This window comes from Actinomadura pelletieri DSM 43383 (assembly GCF_003634705.1).
In the GTDB taxonomy this organism is placed as follows: Bacteria; Actinomycetota; Actinomycetes; order Streptosporangiales; family Streptosporangiaceae; genus Spirillospora; species Spirillospora pelletieri.
Genome location: NZ_RBWU01000002.1, coordinates 1,117,283 through 1,134,474, shown reverse-complemented (window position 1 = coordinate 1,134,474; position 17,192 = coordinate 1,117,283). Strand labels below are relative to the sequence as shown.

The 17,192-nt window shown below is 72.5% G+C and carries 17 protein-coding genes; 9 read left to right on the top strand and 8 right to left on the bottom strand.

Annotation, left to right across the window (positions count from 1 at the left end; all coding sequences use genetic code 11):
- Positions 1 to 39: 39 nt before the first annotated feature.
- Both BZB76_RS11775 and BZB76_RS11770 read left to right on the top strand, forming a co-directional pair.
- On the top strand, positions 40 to 945 hold the full coding sequence (locus tag BZB76_RS11775; protein ID WP_121434294.1) for a LysR family transcriptional regulator: 906 nt from the start codon (positions 40 to 42) through the stop codon (positions 943 to 945).
- A gap of 95 nt (positions 946 to 1,040) precedes the next feature.
- Positions 1,041 to 1,289, top strand: a complete 249-nt coding sequence (locus tag BZB76_RS11770) for a hypothetical protein (RefSeq protein ID WP_121434293.1) — start codon at positions 1,041 to 1,043, stop codon at positions 1,287 to 1,289.
- On the opposite strand, the gene ccsB is transcribed toward BZB76_RS11770, so the two are convergent.
- The 3 genes from ccsB to BZB76_RS11755 are packed head-to-tail and all read right to left on the bottom strand — an operon-like array spanning position 1,274 to position 4,113.
- Positions 1,274 to 2,296 (bottom strand): c-type cytochrome biogenesis protein CcsB, encoded by a 1,023-nt coding sequence (gene ccsB / locus BZB76_RS11765; protein ID WP_121434292.1) that lies wholly within the window; start codon positions 2,294 to 2,296, stop codon positions 1,274 to 1,276. The genes BZB76_RS11770 and ccsB overlap by 16 nt on opposite strands.
- Before the next feature lie 9 nt (positions 2,297 to 2,305).
- Complete coding sequence (locus BZB76_RS11760) at positions 2,306 to 3,088, bottom strand: ABC transporter permease (RefSeq protein WP_121434291.1); 783 nt, start codon at positions 3,086 to 3,088, stop codon at positions 2,306 to 2,308.
- A complete protein-coding gene (locus BZB76_RS11755; RefSeq protein WP_121434290.1) occupies positions 3,085 to 4,113 on the bottom strand; it encodes an ABC transporter ATP-binding protein in 1,029 nt (342 codons plus the stop codon). The genes BZB76_RS11760 and BZB76_RS11755 overlap by 4 nt, the downstream gene beginning before the upstream one ends.
- A gap of 83 nt (positions 4,114 to 4,196) precedes the next feature.
- Between BZB76_RS11755 and BZB76_RS11750 the strand changes: the two genes are divergently transcribed.
- The 7 genes from BZB76_RS11750 (at position 4,197) to hemL (ending at position 10,628) form a co-directional block, all read left to right on the top strand.
- The gene (locus tag BZB76_RS11750; protein ID WP_170180593.1) at positions 4,197 to 4,796 is read left to right on the top strand and encodes a TetR/AcrR family transcriptional regulator; all 600 of its coding nucleotides are present in this window, start codon (positions 4,197 to 4,199) and stop codon (positions 4,794 to 4,796) included.
- A 135-nt stretch (positions 4,797 to 4,931) separates the two neighbouring features.
- Positions 4,932 to 5,285, top strand: coding sequence for a hypothetical protein (locus BZB76_RS11745; protein ID WP_121434288.1), 354 nt, complete (start codon positions 4,932 to 4,934; stop codon positions 5,283 to 5,285).
- 561 nt (positions 5,286 to 5,846) lie between these two features.
- Positions 5,847 to 6,524: a LuxR C-terminal-related transcriptional regulator gene (locus tag BZB76_RS11740; protein WP_121434287.1), complete on the top strand. Its 678-nt coding sequence runs from the start codon at positions 5,847 to 5,849 to the stop codon at positions 6,522 to 6,524.
- Positions 6,525 to 7,072: 548 nt separating this feature from the next.
- Positions 7,073 to 8,209 (top strand): IS701 family transposase, encoded by a 1,137-nt coding sequence (locus tag BZB76_RS11735; RefSeq protein ID WP_170180592.1) that lies wholly within the window; start codon positions 7,073 to 7,075, stop codon positions 8,207 to 8,209.
- A complete protein-coding gene (locus BZB76_RS11730; protein ID WP_121434285.1) occupies positions 8,202 to 8,684 on the top strand; it encodes a transcriptional regulator in 483 nt (160 codons plus the stop codon). Before BZB76_RS11735 ends, BZB76_RS11730 begins: the two co-directional genes overlap by 8 nt.
- Positions 8,681 to 9,316, top strand: a complete 636-nt coding sequence (locus BZB76_RS11725; protein ID WP_121434284.1) for a hypothetical protein — start codon at positions 8,681 to 8,683, stop codon at positions 9,314 to 9,316. Before BZB76_RS11730 ends, BZB76_RS11725 begins: the two co-directional genes overlap by 4 nt.
- Before the next feature lie 19 nt (positions 9,317 to 9,335).
- Positions 9,336 to 10,628 carry a glutamate-1-semialdehyde 2,1-aminomutase gene (gene hemL, locus BZB76_RS11720; RefSeq protein ID WP_121434283.1) on the top strand — a complete coding sequence of 431 codons (1,293 nt, stop codon included), beginning with the start codon at positions 9,336 to 9,338 and terminating at the stop codon, positions 10,626 to 10,628.
- A gap of 10 nt (positions 10,629 to 10,638) precedes the next feature.
- On the opposite strand, the gene BZB76_RS11715 is transcribed toward hemL, so the two are convergent.
- Genes BZB76_RS11715 through hemA form a run of 5 tightly spaced genes read right to left on the bottom strand, consistent with a single transcriptional unit; the run spans position 10,639 to position 17,075 of the window.
- Positions 10,639 to 12,276 carry an MFS transporter gene (locus BZB76_RS11715; protein WP_121434282.1) on the bottom strand — a complete coding sequence of 546 codons (1,638 nt, stop codon included), beginning with the start codon at positions 12,274 to 12,276 and terminating at the stop codon, positions 10,639 to 10,641.
- A gap of 24 nt (positions 12,277 to 12,300) precedes the next feature.
- The gene (gene hemG / locus BZB76_RS11710; RefSeq protein ID WP_170180591.1) at positions 12,301 to 13,728 is read right to left on the bottom strand and encodes a protoporphyrinogen oxidase; all 1,428 of its coding nucleotides are present in this window, start codon (positions 13,726 to 13,728) and stop codon (positions 12,301 to 12,303) included.
- Entirely contained in the window at positions 13,725 to 14,735 is a 1,011-nt protein-coding gene (hemB, locus tag BZB76_RS11705) for a porphobilinogen synthase (protein WP_121434281.1), read from the bottom strand. The genes hemG and hemB overlap by 4 nt, the downstream gene beginning before the upstream one ends.
- A 34-nt stretch (positions 14,736 to 14,769) precedes the next feature.
- Positions 14,770 to 15,804, bottom strand: a complete 1,035-nt coding sequence (gene hemC / locus BZB76_RS11700; protein WP_121434280.1) for a hydroxymethylbilane synthase — start codon at positions 15,802 to 15,804, stop codon at positions 14,770 to 14,772.
- Positions 15,801 to 17,075, bottom strand: a complete 1,275-nt coding sequence (gene hemA / locus BZB76_RS11695) for a glutamyl-tRNA reductase (RefSeq protein ID WP_121434279.1) — start codon at positions 17,073 to 17,075, stop codon at positions 15,801 to 15,803. The genes hemC and hemA overlap by 4 nt, the downstream gene beginning before the upstream one ends.
- Positions 17,076 to 17,192 lie beyond the last annotated feature (117 nt).

The window sequence follows — 17,192 nt, the reverse complement described above, 5'->3', positions numbered from 1 at the left end:
TCCGGACACGTCCAATACCTGGTGTAATAACCAGCGGTTATGGATGCTCATCTGCGGGACCTGAGATATTTCGTGGCCGTGGCGGAGGAGCTCAGCTTCACCCGCGCGGCCGAGCGCCTGTTCATCTCACAGCCGGCGCTCAGCAAGCAGATCCGCCAGTTGGAAGAGCTGATGCGGGTGCGGCTGTTGGACCGCGACCGGCGCGAGGTGCGGCTCACCGGGCCGGGCGAGACCCTGCTGCCCGCCGCCCGCGAACTGCTCCAGCGGTGGGACGAGGTGCAGCGCGCCGTCGGCGACGTCGCGGCGGCCGAGTCCGCACGGCTGACCGTGGGAATGTCGACCAGCGTCGGACGCGGCCTCCTCGGAACGCTGCGGAGCCGTTTCACCGAGCGCCGTCCCGGCTGCGAGCTGCGGGTGCGGCAGGTCAACTGGACCGATCCCACGGCGGGCCTGGCCGACGGCGAGGTCGATGTGGCGTTCGTGTGGCTGCCGTTCCCCGGCCAGGACGACCTCAACGTCCGGGTCGTGGCCCGGGAGCCGCGCTGGGTCGCGTTCCGGCACGACCACCGGTTGGCCGGACGCAGCGAGGTCGAGTTCGCCGAACTCCTGGACGAGGCGTTCCTGGCGCTCCCCGAGAGCGCCGGCCCGCTCCGCGACCACTGGCTCGCGATCGACGAGCGCGGCGGCCGTCCGCCGATCGTCTGCGCGACCGTGACCAACGCCGAGGAGACCTTCGCCGCGCTGGAGGGCAGCGGCGCCGTCGTCCTGCTCGCCGCCGGCAACGCCGAGATCTACCGGCGGCCGGGGATCAAGGCCGTCCCGGTCACGGACCTGTCCCCGACCGAACTCGCCGTCGCCTGGCGCGCCGACGACCATCGCGGCCTCATCCGCGACCTGATCGACGCCCTGGCACCGGAGCCGCGCCCCTCCACCGCCCGCGCCTGAGGGGACGGTTGTCGCTTCCGTACAAGCCACGGCTCCGCGCGTCCTCCTGACCTCCCTGGTGCACACATCGGGGTTCGGTCAGGAAGGTGCGCACCATGCGCAGCATTTCGTCGATCTTGTTCAGCACGGTGGACGGTGTCGTCGAGTCTCCGGACACGTGGCAGTTCGCGTGGGACGAGGAGATGGCCGCGTCGCTGTCCGCGGCGCTGTCCGCGGCGCTGGAGCAGCGGCACGATCCTCGTGACCTACCGGCCCGCAGGCTGAATTCCGTCCGGCGACTTCGGCACGGCTGCCGCCCCGCCCCGTGGTGGGGCGGCAGCCGTGGTCGTCACAGGCCCGCGTAGGAGTGCAGGCCCGAACCCCAGATGTTGATGCCGACGAGGTTGAACATCAGGCAGCCGTAACCGGCGAGGGAGATCATGGCGGACCGGCGTCCGCGCCAGCCGGTGGTGGCCTGCGCGTGCAGGTAGGCGGCGTACACGGTCCAGGTGATGAAGGCCCAGACCTCCTTGGGGTCCCAGCCCCAGTAGCGGCCCCAGGCGCTGTCGGCCCAGATGGCGCCCGCGATGATGGCGAACGTCCAGATGGGGAAGGCGAACACCACGGTCTGGCGGGCGAGCCGTTCGAGGGTCCGGGCGGACGGAAGCCGGGTGGCCAGGGACGCGAGCGTGGAGAGGCCGGTGGCGGGCTCGGCTCCGGCGTTCCTGTCGCGGTACAGGTACAGGGCGGTCAGGGCGGTGGCCACGGTGAACGCGCCGCTGGCGACGATGGCGGCGAGGACGTGGACGGCCAGCCAGTACGACTGGAGTGAGGGCTGGAGCGCGCTGACCGGCGTGTACAGCGTGGTGGTGGCCAGACCCATGCCGAGCACGGCGGGGAACATCACGAAGACGCCGAGGTAGTACGCCCGGTTCCGGGTGAACAGCACGAGCAGCGCCGTCACGGCGGCGAAGACCACCGAGCACACGAACTCGTACATGTTCGCCCACGGCGCGCGGTCGGCGGCGAACCCGCGTGCGGCGAGCGCGCCCAGGTGGACGGCCCAGCCCACGACGGTGAGGCCGACCGCCCAGCGGCTCAGGGAGTCGGCGGTGAACACGGTGCCCCGCTCGGGGACCTCGGGCGGTGGTGGCGGGCTCTCGGCGGGGGCCGCGCCGCCGCCCACGCCGCCGCCCACGCCGACGAGGACCCGTTCGGCGGACATCTCCGCGGGCGCCTCGGCCTGGACGGTCTCCCGGGTGCGGCGGTAGGCGAAGACGGCGGCGAACGCCAGCGCGGCGAACAGGTAGAGCGCGGTGGCGCCGTTGGTGAGGTTGTCGCTCAGCGTCGCCAGGGTCGAGTCGGATGGCATGGGTTCTCCTCAGCGGTCGAGTGAGATGCGGTAGGAGCGGGCGGCGGCGGCCAGGCAGCACGCGCCGAACAGGACGGACCCGACCAGCCGGAGGGCGATTCCCGGCCAGTCGGGGGTCGCGGTGAGCGCCGAGGCCAGCGCGTCGATGTCGTAGGCGAGGGGGGCGACGGCCCGCGCGGCCCGCAACCAGTCCGGCAGCGTCTGCGGCGGGACGAGCCCGAAGAAGATGACGAGCGTCAGCCCGAACTGGCCCGCCAGCGCGGCGAACTCCGGGCGGGACGGGCCGAGCCCGCTGAGCGCGCCGAGCCCGCCGAGGGCCACCCCGGATGCGAGGACCGCCGGGACGAGGACCCACAGATGGGTGATCGGCAGCGAGAACATCGCGGTTCCGGCGACGGCGGTGACGACGACGCCCGGGATGGCGAACGTCGTGTAGCAGGCGCAGAACCCGAGGATGACCGCGGACGGCCGGACGGGAAGGGCGCCGAAGTATTCCAGTCCCCCACCGGCCTTGAAGGCGGAGAGGCGTTGGGCGAGCAGGTTCCAGGCGATGAACGCCACGACGGTCAGGATCGCGCCCGAGACGATGGCGGCCCGGGCGTCCGGCGCGGCGGTGCCGCCGAGTCCGCGCAGCAGGACGAGGATCGCGAGGGACTGCACGGTGGCGATGACGACGACGGCGCCGCCGCCCGCGCGGGCCCGTCCGAGTTGGGCGACGTAGACGGCCGCGAGCGTGGTGGGCAGGGGTGTGCGGGCCTTCGGCGCCGGGCTCCGGCGGCAGGCGATCGTCAACGGTCCTCCTCGGTGCCGTCGGCGAGGAGCACGTCCTCCAGGGAGGGCGGGGCGAGGGCGAAGTCGTCGAGTGCCGCGTAGGCGGGGCCCGCCAGCAGTTCGTCGAGGACGCGCCGCGCCTCGTCGACGGGGAGCCGGACGGACCAGCGCCGCCCCCGCACCGCGATGTCGTCGGCGATGTCGCGGGCGTCGATCGGCGGGTCGTCCCGCCAGGCGAGTTCGAGGCGTACTGATCCGCCGAGGCGCTCCTTCAACCGGCCGGGCGTGTCGCAGGCGGCGGTCCGGCCGGTGCTCAGGACGAGCACGCGGTCCAGTACCGTCTCCGCCTCCCGGACGTCATGGGTGACGAGGACGACCGCGGTGCCGTCGCCGTCGCGGCGGCGTTCGAGGGCGTCCCAGACGGCGCGGCGGGCGTCGAGGTCGAGTCCGGTGGTCGGTTCGTCGAGGACGAGCAGGGGACGGTCGGCGACGAGGGCGGTGGCGACACCGACGAGCCTGCGCTGCCCGCCCGACAGCCGCGCGACCCGCGTCCCGGCGAGGCCCGTGAGGCCGAGCTCGGCGAGCACGTCGGCGCGCTGCGCGCGGGCCCTGGCCCGGGACAACCCGCGCAGGCGCGCGGTGATCTCCACCGCCGTGCGCACGTCCATGTCGCCGAGCGCGGACTCGCGCTGCGGCAGGTACGCGACGTGCGCGGCGGCGTGGGCGGCGTGCGCGGTGACGTCGGCGCCCATGAGCCGGACCGTGCCACGGTCCGGACGCAGGAGCCCCATGAGCATCTTGACCAGCGTCGACTTGCCCGCGCCGTTGCGTCCGAGGACGCCGAACACCTCGCCGGGCCGTACGGCGAGCGTGACCGACTCGACCGCGGGCCGGGACGCGCCGGGAAAACTCCTGGTCAGGCCGTCGGCCACGCAGACGGCCGCCGCGCGGTCGCCGTCCGGTCCGCCGGTGTCGGGCGGCCTGGACGGCGGCGGGGACGGCGGCCGGAGGGCCGCCCTGCCGTTGATCAGCACGAGGGACACCATACCGACATCTTGTATCTACGTGTTGTAGTACCGAGTTGTCGGCCGCTCCGGATCCCCCAAAGACTTCGCCTACCATGCAGATCGTGCCTCGAATCTCCGGTTCCCTGGACGAACATCGCGCCGCCATGCGCGAGCGCATCCTGATCGCGGTGCGCGAGATCATGACGACGGACGGCGTCGACAAACTGTCCATGGCGGAGGTCGCGGGGCGCGCGGAACTGAACCGCAGCGTCGTCTACAACTACTTCGCCGACGTCCGGGCACTGCTCATCGCGCACGCCGAGTACGAGACGACCCGGTTCACCGAGGAACTGCACCGCGCCCTGGAGCCGGCGGGGTCACCGACCGAGCGGATCGTCGTCTACGTGCGGCGGCAACTGGCCGACTTCGCCGCCTACCCGCAGCCCGCCGGGCCGGAGCTCGCCACGCTGCTGGGCCCCGAGGGGTACCGGCAGATGCACGCGCACGTGAGCCCGTTGGGGCGGCTTCTCACCGACATCATCGACGACGGGGTCAAGAGCGGGGAGTTCGCTCCGTGCGACCCGACGGCGACGGCGCATCTGATCCACGCCTGCCTCGGCGCGGAACGCTACCCGCTGGGGCAGGGCACCAGGGACGTGGACGAGACGACCGACAGGGTCACCACGTTCGTGCTCAGGAGCCTGGGGGCCGACAAGTCCTGAGAACGCATCCGTAGGGTCGCCTCCCGTCGCCGGTCGGTCGTACGGCGTCGGGGGCGCATCGAAGTACTACGTGTTGTAGTGTCGCCCTGCCCGCGTTGATCCGCGTTCTCGCCGTGCCGCCCAACGGAGGTCGCCATGGAGTTCGTCCGGCTCCTGCTGCTGTTCTTTCACTTCGTCGGTCTGTCGGTCCTCATCGGCGGTTTCCTCGCCCAGCTCTCCGAGGCGCGGTCGGGCAAGGTCCGGCCGGGCACCGGGATGCTGCACGGCGCGCTGACCCAGTTCGTGACCGGCGTCGCCCTCGTCGGGGTGAACGAGGGCGCGCTCGACAACGATATGAACCAATTCAAGATCAGCGTGAAACTGCTGGTCGTACTCGTCGCGCTCGGCCTCATTCTGCTGGGACGCAGGCGCCCGCTCGACAAGCCGGTCTTCATGGCGATCGGGGCACTCGCCGTCGCGAACGTCGCGGTGGCGGTTTTCTGGACCTGAACATCCGCACGGCCGGAGAATCCCTTCCCGGGATGTTTCAAAAGCCAACCATCTCCTTCGGAGAGCCGCGGATGTGCGGCAGTGGAGCACATCTGCGGCAGCGGCCCCCAACGCGGCACAAGGCCCTCGCCCGCCATCACACCCCTCGGGTCCCGCACATGACCATGGGATCCAAATCGCCATTCTCTTGATCGACTTTCGGACAGGCGTCCCGCACCCTCGAACGCATTGCCTATGCACTGACCGGCATGTATACACAGTGACAAGGGGCACGACAGGGGTGATTACGGAAAGTGACTCGGGGGTGCAAGGAGTGGTCGCCCACCGTGTTCTCGGCAAAGGTCCGGGCTGAGCCGGACGGATATGGCCAGGGGCATCGTGCGGAGGGGCGACCATCGTGGCGCGCGGAACGCGGCCGGGGAAGATGAACCATGCCGGTGAACGCGGGCCGCGACCGTCCATGGGGGTCGCGGCCCGACCAAGGCGTCGGGGGGCGCCGTGCGGGGACGGCGGGCGGGGGCTTCTTCGGAGGCCTCCACGGGGGCTTCGTCGGAGGCGCGCATGACCGTGCGCGTGTTGGTCCACGACCAGCAGACGCTCACCCTGCTCGGCGTGCGCACCGTTCTGGAGGCGGAACGCGACATCGAGGTCGTCCGGGAGACCCGCGACGCCCGCCGGCTCGTGGCGCTCACGCGCGAGCACGCTCCCGACGTGGTCCTCGTCGGGTTGCCGTTACAGGGCACCGACGTCCTTGACCTGGTGCGCCGCATCCTCGACGAGGGCGAGGAGCGCGCTCCGGGCGTCATCGTGATGACGACGCCCACGCATGAGGATTCGTTGCTGGACGCGCTGCGAGCCGGTGTCCGGGGGGTGGCGAGCAAGGAGAGCCCGCCGTCCGAGCTCGTCCACACGATCCGGTCGGTGGCGGCGGGCGGGGCCGTGCTGACCTCGACGATGACGCGGCATCTGCTGGAGTGGGCGTCGCGGGTGCCGATGGCCTCCCGGGCGCAGAACTCGGTCGTGGACGCCCTGAGCCGGCGCGAACGGACCGTCCTGGAACTGGTCTCCAGCGGGATGTCCGACGAGGAGGTCGCCGCCGAACTGCACGTCTCCACGGCGACCGTGCGCTCCCACATCCATCACATCACCTCCAAGCTCGGCATGTCCGGACGGACGCAGGTCGTCGCCTTCGCCTACCGGCAGGGCCTGGTGGTGGAGGCGCCGTCCACCGCGTGCTGATCGAAGACGCCGAAGAATCTTCAGAACCGTCTTGGCGCGCCGACTGCCGCGCGATCGCTATTGCAAATGGTTCGCAAATGCGTTTAGTCTGCATATATGTTCGCGCGCCGACGGGCGCCCCGGCCAGCCGGGCCGCGATCCACATATGTTGATCCATACCCCGCGCCCGCTCCACGAACAAGGAACTCGGCGCGGCGCACGCGAACCGCGCGTTGATCAACTTCGCCCCGCATTCCACGGCGATTCGCCGGCGCGTCCATGGCGGTCCGATTTCCCCAACCAAAGATCAACCTCTGACGGAAGACAGCTGATCGCCGGCCAGATTACTATGACGAAGCCGCCTTCACAGGCGAACAACGAAACCGTCAGGGTGAATGGTTGAAACTGTGAAAACGGGCTCTTGTAAGGAAGACCTTCCCCCACATTCGACTCCAGGGAATTCCGCACCCGCCGCGGACCGGTTATGGGTTCGTCCCGCAGCCCTCCGCGGCCTCGGCCCGGCTCGGGCGCCGGTGCCGCACGGGGCGTACGCCGACCGGACGGAGCTGATGCTGCGACGCCTGCACCGGTCGATCGCCCCCCGCTTCGCCCGTGCCGAACCGCGTGACCGCGCCTTCGCCTTCCTCCGCGGAATGGTGTCCTCGGCCGAACGCCGCAACGGCCGGCGGCTCGCCGAGAACGCCGGGGAACCACGGCCGGACGGCATGCAGCGGCTGCTGACCTCGGCGCGGTGGAGCGCCGACGCGCTCAGGGACGACCTGCGCGACATCATCGTGGAACACCTCGGTGACCCACGATCCGTGCTGGTCCTGAACGAGGCCGGGTTCAGCAAGAAGGGCGACCGCTCGGTCGGCGTGTCACCACAGCTCTCCCCGTCCACGGGCGTCGTGGAGAACTGCCAGGTCGCCGTGTTTCTCACCTACTCCGCCCCCCGCGCGCAGGCGATCGTCGACCGCGAGCTGTACCTGCCGCCGCAGTGGGCGCGCGACCCGGCCCGGCGGGCCCGTGCCCGGGTACCGGCCGACATGCCGTACCGCGACCGGGGGCTGCTGGGCCGGGAGATGATCCGCCGCGCCGTGGCGGCGCGCACGCCCGCCTCCTGGGTGGCCGCGTCCAGCCCGTACGGCCATGACGCCGAGCTGCGCCGGTGGCTCACCGAACGCGGCGTCCCCCACGTCCTCGGCGTGCGGCCCGACGAGCGGCTGCCGCTGCCGCTGGACGGCCGGACGGTCCAGGTCGTGCCCGAGGAGATCATCGCGGGCATCCCGCCGCGTGACTGGCTGCCGACCCCGGACCATGACGACCCGGTACGGCGCAGCAGCGCGTGCTACTCGGCGCGTGCCCTGCTCCGGCGCGGCGGCGACCGGCGTCCCGCGCAGTGGCTGCTGGTCCGCAGGGACATCCGCCGGACGCGGCTGTACCTCTGCTCGGCTCCCCCGTCCGCGTCCCTGCGCGAACTGGCCGACGTGGCGCGCCGCGCGGAACGGGCGCCCTCATGCGTGGAGTCCGCCAGGCACGAGGTCGGCCTGGACCACTACGAGGTCCGGCTGTGGAAGGCCTGGTACCGCTACATCACCCTGGCGCTCCTCGCCCACGCCTGCGTCACGCTCGCCACCGACGACGCCCTGCCCTTGAACGCGACCTCCCTGAACACGGCTCGACTGAGAGGGGCTCGCCTTGCCTGAGATCACCGACCCGAGACTCCGGCGCGGGCTCTGCGACCAGCTGCGCCGCCACCTCGAACTGCGCGCCGAACAGGGCCCGGAGCGGGCCCGGGAGGCGATGCTGGACGGTCTGCCCGAGAAACAGGCGGCCCGGCTCGGCCCCGCAGTGGCGGCCGGTTCGCTCGCCGAGGGCATGGCCCGCGCCCTGCCCTGGCTGGCGGCCGCCGGCCTGGTCCACGAGGTCGTCGACGACTCCCGCCCCGACGAGGACGCGGCCATCGAGATCGCGTTGACCTGCACCTGTGTGACCGCCGCCGAGGAACTGGGCCTCGCCGCGGCGGAGACCGAACCCCTGCTGTGCGACCTCGAACTGGAGGCCACCCGGCGGGCGTTCCCGCGACTGCGCGTCCGCGCGCTGGCGCGGCGGGCCGAGGGCGCCCGGGTCTGTGTCTTCCGCTACTCCCGCGACACCCCCGATCTGGAGGAGACATCATGAAGTTCGAACTGACCATCCCCCGTCGGCTGGGCTGGTGGGCGCAGGCGGCCGTCGCCGGATTCGGGGCCCTGGTCGCCGCCGCGGGCGATGTGCGCGGCGGCGTCCTCGCCGCCCATCTGCCGGTGGTGCTGACCAGCCTCAACAAGGACGCGCTCGCCGCGCCGAAGCTCCCGGACGGAAAGGTGTCCTTCGCCTTCTACGGGGTCATCGACGAGCCCGGTGAGAAGCGCGCCGTCCAGGCCGACCTGGAAAAGGACGACGTCCTCTACGTGGAGATGCTCATTCCGAAGCTCCCGCCCGAGACCGACGTCCCGCCGGAGCGGCTGCCCACGCTCACGCTGGTGTCGCCGTCCGGGGAGACGCAGATGTTCACCGCCAACCGCAGTGAGGTGTTCGACGAGCCGTACACCGACACGTCGTACATCAGCTACAGCGTCGGGCGCATGTCGGCCGAGCAGGGCACCTACACGATGGAGATCACCGGTCCGGTGCCCGCGCGGTTCGTGCTCGCCGTGGGCGAGGAGGAGCGGCCCGGCGAGGTCGTCAAGGGTCATATCGCCGAGATCTCCGATGTCCACGACTGGTACCGGACGCCGCCCGGCACGGTCAAGGTCGCGGACGCCGACGAGTAGGACGGACGGGAGAGACGCGATGAGCCGGACGGAGTGTTCGGAGAGGTTGTGGGACCGCGCGCGGCGGGTGATCCCCGGCGGGGTCAACTCCCCGGTCCGGGCGTTCGGAGCGGTCGGCGGCGTCCCGCGGTTCGTCGCCTCCGGGCGCGGACCGTACCTGGTGGACGTCGACGGGAACGAGTACGTCGACCTGGTCTGCTCCTGGGGCGCGGCGCTGCTCGGGCACGCCCATCCGGTAATCGTGGAGGCGGTGCGCAACACCGCGCTGTGGGGGACGTCGTACGGCGCGCCGACCGGCGAGGAGGTCGAGCTGGCCGAGGCGATCGTGCGGCGTACCCCCGTGGAGAAGGTCCGGCTCGTCGGCTCGGGGACCGAGGCGACGATGTCGGCGATCCGGCTGGCCCGGGGCGTCACCGGCCGGGCCAGGCTGGTGAAGTTCGCGGGCTGCTACCACGGCCACTCCGACGGGCTGCTGGCCGCGGCGGGCTCCGGGGTCGCGACCTTCGGGCTGCCCGACTCGCCGGGCGTCCCGGCGGCGGCCGCGGCGGGCACGATCGTCCTGCCCTACAACGACGAGGCGACGGTGACGGAGGCCTTCGCCCGGTACCCGGGCGAGATCGCATGCGTGATCACGGAGGCGTGCCCGGCGAACATGGGCGTGGTGCCGCCACGGCCCGGGTTCAACGCGCTGCTGCGTGACCTGTGCCGCCGCGACGGCGCCCTGCTCGTCATGGACGAGGTGCTGACGGGCTTCCGGGTGTCGCCGTCCGGCTGGCACGGCCTGGACCCGGTCGACGCCGACCTGATGACCTTCGGGAAGGTCATGGGCGGCGCGCTCCCGGCCGCCGCGTTCGGCGGCCGCGCCGACCTGATGGACGCCGTGGCGCCCGCCGGGCCCGTCTACCAGGCGGGGACCCTGGCGGGGAATCCGCTGGCGACCGTGGCGGGGCTGATGACGCTGCGGCACGCCACCCCCGACGTCTACGCCCACCTGGACCGGGCCTCGGCGACCTTGGCGTCCGCCGTGACCGAGGCCCTGGACAAGGAGGGCGTCCCGCACCGCGTCCAGCGGGGCGGCAACCTGTTCTCGGTGTTCTTCCGCGACGCGGACGTCCACGACTACGACGACGCGCGGGCGCAGGACACGGCACGGTACGCGGCCTTCTTCCACGCCGCCCTCGAACGCGGCGTGTACCTGCCGCCGTCGAGCTTCGAGGCGTGGTTCGTGTCGGCCGCGCACGACGACGCCGCGCTGGAGCGGGTGGTCGACGCCCTGCCGCACGCGGCCCGCGCGGCGGCGCAGACTGCATGACCTTGCCAAGTCAGTGTTCGGCGGTCTTTTCGAGCGTGCCCCCCGGCGCCTTCCCCGCGTGTCCGCGGAGTCCGGCGTCGCGGGGCAGCCGCAGGCTCAGCAGAAACCCGGCGAGCATGAACAGCGCCGTCAGGAACGTGACCGTCCGGGCCGCCCGGGTGAGCGCGCGCTCGGCCTCGACGGCGGCCGGGGCGGTCTCGGGAGCGTCCCGAAGGTCCGGGATCGTGGCGCCGAGGCTGTCGCGCACGGACGCCGACACGGCCTCCCGCGTCTGTGGCGGCAGGTTCTCCATCGCGCGGAGCCGGTCGTCGACGTTGGTGCCGAGCAGGGAGACCAGGACGGTGCCGAGCACGGCGATGCCCAGCGCGGACCCGAGCAGCCGGGTGGTGTTCTGCGCTCCGGACGCCTGCCCGGAGCGTTCGACGGGAACGTCGGCCAGCACGATGTTCGACAGCTGGGCGCTGGCCAGACCGACGCCCACGCCGTAGACGAACAGCAGCAGCGCCATCGGCCACAGGTTGCCGGACGGGCTCATCACGACGCCGATGGCCGCGATCGCGACCGTCTCCAGGAGCAGCCCGGCCAGCACGACCCTGCGGGGGCCGTACCGCTGGGTGAGCGGCCCGGCGCCGGGCCCGGCGAGCAACGATCCCAGGGCGAGCGCGAGGATGATCACCCCGGCGCGTAACGGGCTCAGCCCGAGGGCGGCCTGGAGGTACAGCGGCAGGACGAACACCAGCCCGAACTCGGCGAGACCCACGATGGCGATCGCGACGTTGCCGATACGGAAACTCGGAATGGCGAACAACGTCACGTCCAGCAGCACCGGGTCACCGCGCCGGCGCCGCCGCCGGGTCGCGACGACGAACACGCCGATGAGCAGCACGCCCAGCGCCGCGACCGGCGGGATGGGCGAGACGGCGTCGAACGGCCAGGTGAAGGAACCGGCCTCGAAGGGACGCGTCGGCGTCCACCAGCCGTACCGCTGCCCCTCGATCAGCACGAGGACCAGGGCCGCGAAACCGGCGCTCGCCGACAGCGTGCCCACGACGCCGGTGCGCAGCGCCGCCGTGCGGTCGCGGCTCTCCGGCACCCACAGCGCGGTGCCCGCCAGGACCAGCAGCCCGAGCGGCACATTGACGACGAAGATCCAGCGCCAGCCGAAGGCGTCGGTGAGCCAGCCGCCGAGGACCGGGCCGATCGCCACGGTGGCGCCGATGGCCGCGCCCCACACCCCGAAGGCCATGGCCCGGTCCCGGCCGCGGAAGGCGGTGTTGATCGTGGAGAGGGTGGCGGGCAGGATCATCGCCGCGCCGACGCCCTGCAGGAGGCGCGCGGTGAGCAGGGTCGCTCCGCCCTGGGCCAGCCCGGCGAGGGCGCTGGCCACGACGAACGTCACCACGCCGAGGCCGAAGAGGCGGCGGTGCCCGAGGACGTCGCCGAGCCGTCCGGCCGGAAGCAGCAGGGCCGCGAACACCAGCATGTATCCGGCGTTGACCCATTCGGCCTCGGTCGCGGTGATCCGCAGGTCGGTGATCAGGGTGGGCAGCGCGACATTGACGATCGTGCCGTCCACCATGATCAACGAGATGCCGACGCTGAGCGTGGCCAGGCACAGCCACCGGTGAGCGGGGCGAGGTCGCGACACTGCTGCCCTCCCGGACACGGTTCGTCAGCCGGTCAACTCTCCGGCGACGTCCGCGGCGACACGGCGCGCGTCGCGGACACAGTCGTTGATACCCACGCCGTGGTAGGTGTTCCCGGCCACATGCAGCCCGCCGCTCCCGGCGACGTCGCGCAGCACGTCCGCGATCCGGTCGCGGTGCCCGAGTGGGTACTCGGGGATGGCGCGGCGCCACAGGTGGTCGAAGGCGAACACCGGCTCGCCGTGGACGCCGAAGATGTGGACCAGGTCCTGGTGCACCATGCGGACGGCCTCGTCCGACGACAGCGAGGAGAACGCCGGGTCCTGGACGCCGCCGGCGAGCGTGCGGATCAGGACCATGTCCTCGGGCGCCTGCTCGGGGAAGATCGTGGAGGTGTGGATGGTGGCGAGGATGCGGGTCCGGTCGGTGGGGATCGTCAGGAACCCGATGCCCTCGGGTTCGCGCCGGACGTCGGCGCGCCGGTAGGCCAGCGCGACGACGCGCACGTCCGGATGCGGGACGGACGCCAGCGCGGACGCCGCGTCCGGCAGGTGCGGTTCGAGGAACCCGGCGGTCGTGTACGAGGGCAGCGCCAGGATGACGTGGTCGGCTTCCAGTGCGGTGCCGTCCTCCAGGGCGATCTTCCAGCGGCGACCGTCCGCCGCCGTCCCGCGTTCCAGCCGCTCCGCCCGGGTGCCGAGGCGGATCTGCCCGGCGAGCGCCTTCTCCAGCGCGTCGATCAGCCGTTGCATGCCGTGGCCGCGGAAGGTGTGGAGCCGCATGCCGAACTCGCCGAACTTGGGCAGCCGCGGAATGTAGAACCGCCCGGTCTGCGTCCCGCGCAACTGGACGCGCAGCGCGCCGAGCAGGATGCTGCCGTACCGTTCCTCCAGGTAGCGGACGTAGGCGAACTTGGCGTCGATGCTGAGCCGCCGCGCGTCGCCGCCGGTGACGCCGAGGACCGCGGGGACGGCGAGCGTCCGGGCCAGCTCCCACCCGAAGCGCCGCGCGGTGAACTCGTACACCGGTTCCTCGCGCAGGTCCCGCCGGACCAACGGTTCGAGGGCCACCCGCAGCTTGCCGCGCGCCGACAGCAGCGGGCTGCGCAGGAACTCGCGCGGTGTGGTCGGCAGCGTGAGGAGTTCCGCGTCGTTGCGGAGCAGCAACAGTTTCTGCGCCTCGTCGGTGGCGAGCAGCAGTTCGTTCCCGAGATCCAGTTCGTCGGCGAGGTCGCCGACGCCGCCGGGGCCGTAGACGACGAAGCCGTGCGGGCCGGTGTCGACCGTGAAGCCCTGCTGGTGGCGGGAGCCGACGATGCCGCCGACCCGTTCCGCGCTTTCCAGGACGACGACGGAACGTCCCGGCGCCTGCTTGGTGATCTGGTACGCGGCGGTGAGTCCGGTGATCCCGCCGCCGATGACGACGACGTCGTGGGATCCGTTCGGAGCGGTCACGGCAGCCTCCTCGCGACCTCGGTGGCCCAGTAGGTGAGGACGATCGAGGCGCCCGCCCGGCGGATGGACGTGAGCGTCTCGGTGATGGCGCGGTCCCGTTCGATCCAGCCGTTGGCGGCGGCGGCCTCGATCATGGCGTACTCGCCGGACACCTGGTACGCGGCGACGGGGACCTCGACGGTCTCGGCGGCGCGGCGGACGACGTCCAGGTACGCCATGGCGGGTTTGACCATGACGATGTCGGCGCCCTCGGCGACGTCGAGGCGGATCTCCCGCAGCGCCTCCGCGGCGTTCGCCGGGTCCATCTGGTAGGTCTTGCGGTCCCCGGTGAGGGAGGAGTCGACGGCCTCGCGGAACGGCCCGTAGAACGCGGAGGCGTACTTGGCGGCGTAGGCGAGGATCGACACGTCCGTGTGCCCGGCCGCGTCGAGGGCCGCGCGGATGGCGGCGACCTGGCCGTCCATCATGCCGCTCGGGCCGACCATGTGCGCGCCCGCCTCGGCGAGGGCGACGGCCATCCGCGCGTAGTGGTCCAGCGTCGCGTCGTTGTCGACGTGCCCGTCGTCGGTGAGGACGCCGCAGTGCCCGTGGTCGGTGAACTCGTCCAGGCACAGGTCGGCCATCACGGTCGTCGCGTCCCCGACCTCGGCGACGAGGTCGGCCACGGCGACGTTCAGAATTCCGTCGGAGTCGGTGGCCGCCCGACCCACGGGGTCCTTGGTCGCGGGGACGGCGAACAGCATCAGCCCGCCCACTCCCGCCTCGACGGCCTCACGGGCGGCCTTGCGCAGCGAGTCGCGCGTGTGCTGCAGGACGCCGGGCATCGAGCCGACCGGGACGGGCGCGCTCACCCCCTCCTTGACGAACAGCGGCAGGACGAGGTCGGCCGCCGACAGCCGGGTCTCGGCGACCAGGCGGCGCAGCGGAGCGGTCCGGCGCAGCCGCCTCGGCCTGACGCGGGGACGGGTCACGGACTCGGACGGGGTCGGGGACGGTGGGCTGGTCATGTGTCGGTCCTCCAGCGCTGTCGACGTCGGCCGGTCATCTCCGGCCGAGCGGTTGCGAGACGTGCACGGGTCGGGCGCGGGGGTCGCCGTGGGGATCGGCGGCGACCTCGCCGGGAAGGGCGAGCAGTTCCGCGCCGCCGTCCGCGAGGAGCGTCCGGGCGAGGCTCCTGCCCAGCTCGCCGGGGTCGGCGGCGGAACCGGAGACGGCACGGCGCACGACGGCGGAACCGTCGGGGGCGGCGATCAGGCCCTCCAGGCGCAGCGTCCCGGCGCCGGTGTGGTCGGCGAGGGCGGCGACCGGGGAGGTGCAGCCGGCCGCGAGTTCGGTGAGAAAGGCGCGTTCGGCGGCCACGACCCGGTGGGAACGCGGGTCGTCGATGGTGCCGAGGAGCGCGACGGTGCCCGGGTCGTCCGCCCGGCACTCGATGGCGAGGGCGCCCTGGCTGGGGGCGGGCAGCAGCACGTCGGGGGACAGCGGCGCGGCGACGTCGTCCAGGCGGCCGAGCCGTGACAGCCCGGCCATGGCGAGGACGACCGCGTCCAGTTCACCGTCGACGGTCTTGCGCAACCGGCTGTCGACGTTCCCCCGCAGCGGGACGATGTCCAGGTGGGGGGCGTAGGCGCGCAACTGCGCGGCCCGGCGCGGCGAGCCGGTGCCGATCCTGGCGCCCGCCCGCAGTTCGGGAAGGGAGCCGGGCAGCCCGGCCGGACCCGCGAGCGCGTCACGGGGGTCCTCCCGTTCCGGGACGGCCGCCACGCACAGGCCGGGCTCCGGCGCCGTCGGCAGGTCCTTGTAGGAGTGGACGACGAAGTCGACCTCGTCCGCCAGCAGCGCGCGGCGCAGCGCCGTGACGAACACGCCCGTCGACCCGATCCGCTCGATCGGGGCGGTCGTCTCGTCTCCCTCCGTGGACAGGGTCACCAGCCGGACGGGACGTCCGGTCGCGGTGGTGACGCGGTCGGCCACCCAGCCGGCCTGCGCGACCGCGAGTTTGCTGCGGCGCGTGCCGAGCAGCAGCGGGCGGCGGTCGCCGAACGCGGTGTGGTTGGCGGTGTCGTTGCTGGTCATGCGTTCGCCTCACTGACGTCCAGGTCGAAGAGTCGGAACAGCGCCTCCAGGTAGAGGCGCCCCTCGGGCGTGGTGGACAGCTGTTTCGCCCGGACGATCGGGGTGTGCAGGAGCTTGCCGACGATCCGGTCGACGGCGGCGACGGTCTCGGCGCGCTCCCGGTCCGCCATGTCGGGCAGCCGGTGCGCGAGCCGGGCCAGCTCCTGGTCCACGACCTCGCGGGCCCGGCCGCGCAGGGCGACGATCAGGGGCTTGACCGTGGCCTCCAGGCGGCGGGCGAGGAAGTCCGCCGCCTGCCCGGTCACGATCTCCTCGGTCCGCGCGAGGTCGCCCGCGGCGCCGTGGCCGGTGAGCAGGCGGCCGAGTTCCTCGATGTCGATGAGCCGTACGCCTTCGACGTCGGCGCAGAGGGGGTCGATGTCGCGCGGCATCGCCAGGTCGAGGGCGACCATCGGCCGGTTGCCCGCCGCTTTCCGGGCGACGCGGAGCCGGTCGGCGTCCAGCACGTGCCCCTGCGCCCCGGTCGAGGTGACGACGAGGTCGCACCGTTCCAGCACGGGGTCCCACGCGTCGGACGTCGTGGCCGTGCCGCCGATCTCCGCGGCGAGGCGCGCGGCGTTGGCGGGCGTCCGGCTGGTGACGTGCACCTCCCCGGCGCCCCGTTCGCGCAGCAGCCGAGCCGCGAGCGCGCCCATCGTCCCGGTCCCGACGACCAGCGCGGTGCGGCCCGCCAGGCCGCCGTGCTCCCTGGCCGCGACGTCGAAGGCGGCGTGGACGAGCGACACCCCCGCCTGCCCCACCCTGGTCTCGGTGCGCGCCTGCTTGCTCACCCGCAGCGCGCTCTCGGTCAGTACCGTCAGGACCGGGCCCGCCGTCGACGCGGCCCGCGCGCTCCGCAGCGCCGCCCGCACCTGCGCGACGATCTGCTCCTCCCCCACCGCCATGGACTCCAGCCCGCAGGCGACCCGGAACAGGTGCGTGACCGCCTCGGTCTCGCGGCGGATCGACGCCGACTCCCAGACCGCGTGGGCGGGGACGTCCGCCAGTTCGGCGAAGGCGTCGACGACATGGCAGGTGGCCTCGCTGTGCCGGTCGGTGGCGACGTACGCCTCCAGCCGGTGGCAGGTCGTCAGGAGCACGACCTCCCCGATCGCCGGATGAGCGGAGATCCGCCGCAGCGCCTCGGGGAGCCGGGCCCGTGGAATCACCAACCGTTCGAGCAGCGCGATGGGCGCGGTCCTGTGATCGATCCCGATGTTGTGAATACGCATCACGACTTCAATCAGCCTCACATTTCTTGGACCGCCGCCCTGTTCGCTGGAGCGGCGAAATACCGGGGCGGGGCCACCCGAACGTAGGTCGGCGTTTTCGGCGCCGTCCAGGTAACC